The sequence below is a fragment of the Pseudomonas sp. P5_B2 genome (assembly GCF_056400445.1).
Map to the genome: position 1 here is coordinate 1 of NZ_JBFULH010000622.1, position 2,322 is coordinate 2,322.

Consider the following 2,322-nt stretch of genomic DNA (forward strand, 5'->3'; position numbering starts at 1 on the left):
GCCACACCATGATGGGATAAGCGAGTTTGCCCATGAAATATGTGTACGTTTCGTGCAGGTCTTCGCCCAGTACATGCTTGATGGTCGCCCATTCACTGCGTTTTCGATCATCGGACTGACAACCGAGCAGTCGGCCCAGTAACGCTGCGTTGTCGTTGAACAACTGGCCGAACAAGTGGCCCTTGATAGGATTGGATGCCAGTGTGACCTCATTGGCGTGCTTGTCAGAAGGCACCCTTGCTGCTCGGGCGGTGCGCTTGCCAGTGACTCCCATCCGGTTTTCCAGCAGCGTCTGGTCGGGCTGCGACAGGTTGGTAAGTATCCAGTCGAGCAGCGGCCCCCGCGCTTTCAACTCTGTCAGCAGTTGAGTTTCGTTTTCATATTCCTTTATCCCGTGACGAGGGCTATGGGAGGCGACAAGCACCTGTGGCGCTGCGCTATCGGTGGCTGAACCGATCAGATAAACACCCGCTACCTTGATCGTCTCTGCGTTCTTGATGCCCAGGAACTCAAGCGGACGGATGATTGCATGGGCACCGTCGACAGCCGCGCGGGCAATGGCATCGGGCATGTCCATGATTTGCCGAATCAGATCAAACCCCGTTTCGCTCAGGCGTTCCTGCAGTTTTTCCGAATGCGCGTAGTGCAACAGTTGCCAGGGTAATTGTGCGTAAAAGCGCTTTTTGCGATCGGCGTTGGCCGAGGTGTCCGCAAGGCCTTCGCTCAGAACTTTCTGCTGATGCTCACCCGGCTTCAGGTTACGTATCAGCGCTTTGATGTAGCTCTCGTTCATGCCTTCAGGAATCACGGTCGGGTCAAGCGATTGCAGTGTGAACCGGGCCTTGTCCAGAACCTCGATGGGCGTCAAGGCGAAGTCGGTCAGGGTTTCAGTTCGAGCCGGCAACGTCGGACGAGCGTTGATCTGGACCAGGACCTTGTCCGGATCGATTGCGAAGCTATCTGCCTTGAGTTGTTTTTCCAGTTCAGAGTGAGTTGTGCGGAGCAGTGAACTCAGGCCGCTCAGGTAATCCTGATCGTCTTTGACATTATCCAGATACTGCTGAAGCAGTTCGCCATGCAGCACCAGGTCTTTGATAGACGCTTTGGCCAGCCATGCCGGAAGTTTTTGCTGAGTCGTCAGGGACTGGGCGATGTCCGCTGCACGGCGTAATCCCGTCAGCGGCTCACGCAGCGCCACTAGGTTCAGGAGGGCGGTCTTTGGCTTGGGGGAGAGCGGTGTGGCCAGTGCTTGGGTGATACAGGGCTGGTCGAGTTGGACGTAGGGTTTTTGAAGGTGATCGAGAAAATGTCCGTGTATCGGTTGCAGGGGCGCCAGCGAATAGCTTTTACCGTGCATCCGCTCGCTACGGCCAAGGTTCTCCAGAAGTGACAAGCGCCGCACGTCATTCTTGAGACGATTATCGAGCTCGGTCTGTAGTCGTGGCAATGTCTCGAAGGCTTCGAAGCCAGATGCCGGCGTCCACAAAATAGCCTTGCCCGAGTGCTGCGGGTCCAGGCCGCCTCGTTCCGTCAGTACGAAACAACTGGCCAGTTTCAGCGGCGCTGTAACATCGCGGGCCTTCAACGCCAGGGAAAACACTTCTGGCAGGAAACCGTTCAATGCGGCTCGCTGCAGGTGTATCGGGCTATCGAGGACCGTTTTGATGATTGCCTGTTCCGCCGCACCCAAGGTGCGCGTGACCGTGTGCAGCTTCAACTCACTGCGCAATGCCGTTGACAGGGTATGTGTAAAACTCGTCTGCAAGTTCGCCACGGATGAGCTGACGAGGCTTTCTATCTGAGCGAACGTGGAGATTCCGACAGGTATGGCCGGGTGTGTTTTGATCCGTTGATCGAGCGCCTGCTCCACCGAGTCAAGCAGCGCCAGTTCCTCTCTGGCTGACTCGGCTCGCACAGTTGCAGACTGTGCACTGCCACGCTGGTCGACCCGTGTACTCCAGCGGCCTGCGGCATCAGCGGTCAGAAGCTGAGCATCGATCAGTCCACGGACATCCAGCGCGTTATCAAGCAAGGCATGGGGAGAGTGAGTGCCCTCGCTTTCACGGTAGCGGCTCAAGGCATGGCTGAGGTTGTCCCTTTGCTTGCGAAGAATGTCGGTCATGACGGCTTCAAATACTGGCCCCACGACTGGACAGCCTTCAATCACGCGCTCGTTGGGCTCGATGGCCAGGAAAGTGGCGCGTTCATCCAGCGACATGAAATTGAGCAGCGTGTCTTCATGCCCTTCGCTATTCATCATCTGCAGCACAATCTTTTTGACCGCTGCCAGATTGTCAGTCGCCTCTATGCCTCGGGATGGGG

Annotated in this window: 1 protein-coding gene; it reads right to left on the reverse strand. The window is 56.7% G+C overall.

Annotated features, from left to right (window positions below; all coding sequences use genetic code 11):
* Window positions 1–2,322 (reverse strand): dermonecrotic toxin domain-containing protein (locus AC1DRJ_RS24830; RefSeq protein WP_477804489.1); only part of this gene is annotated, 2,322 nt, incomplete at both ends.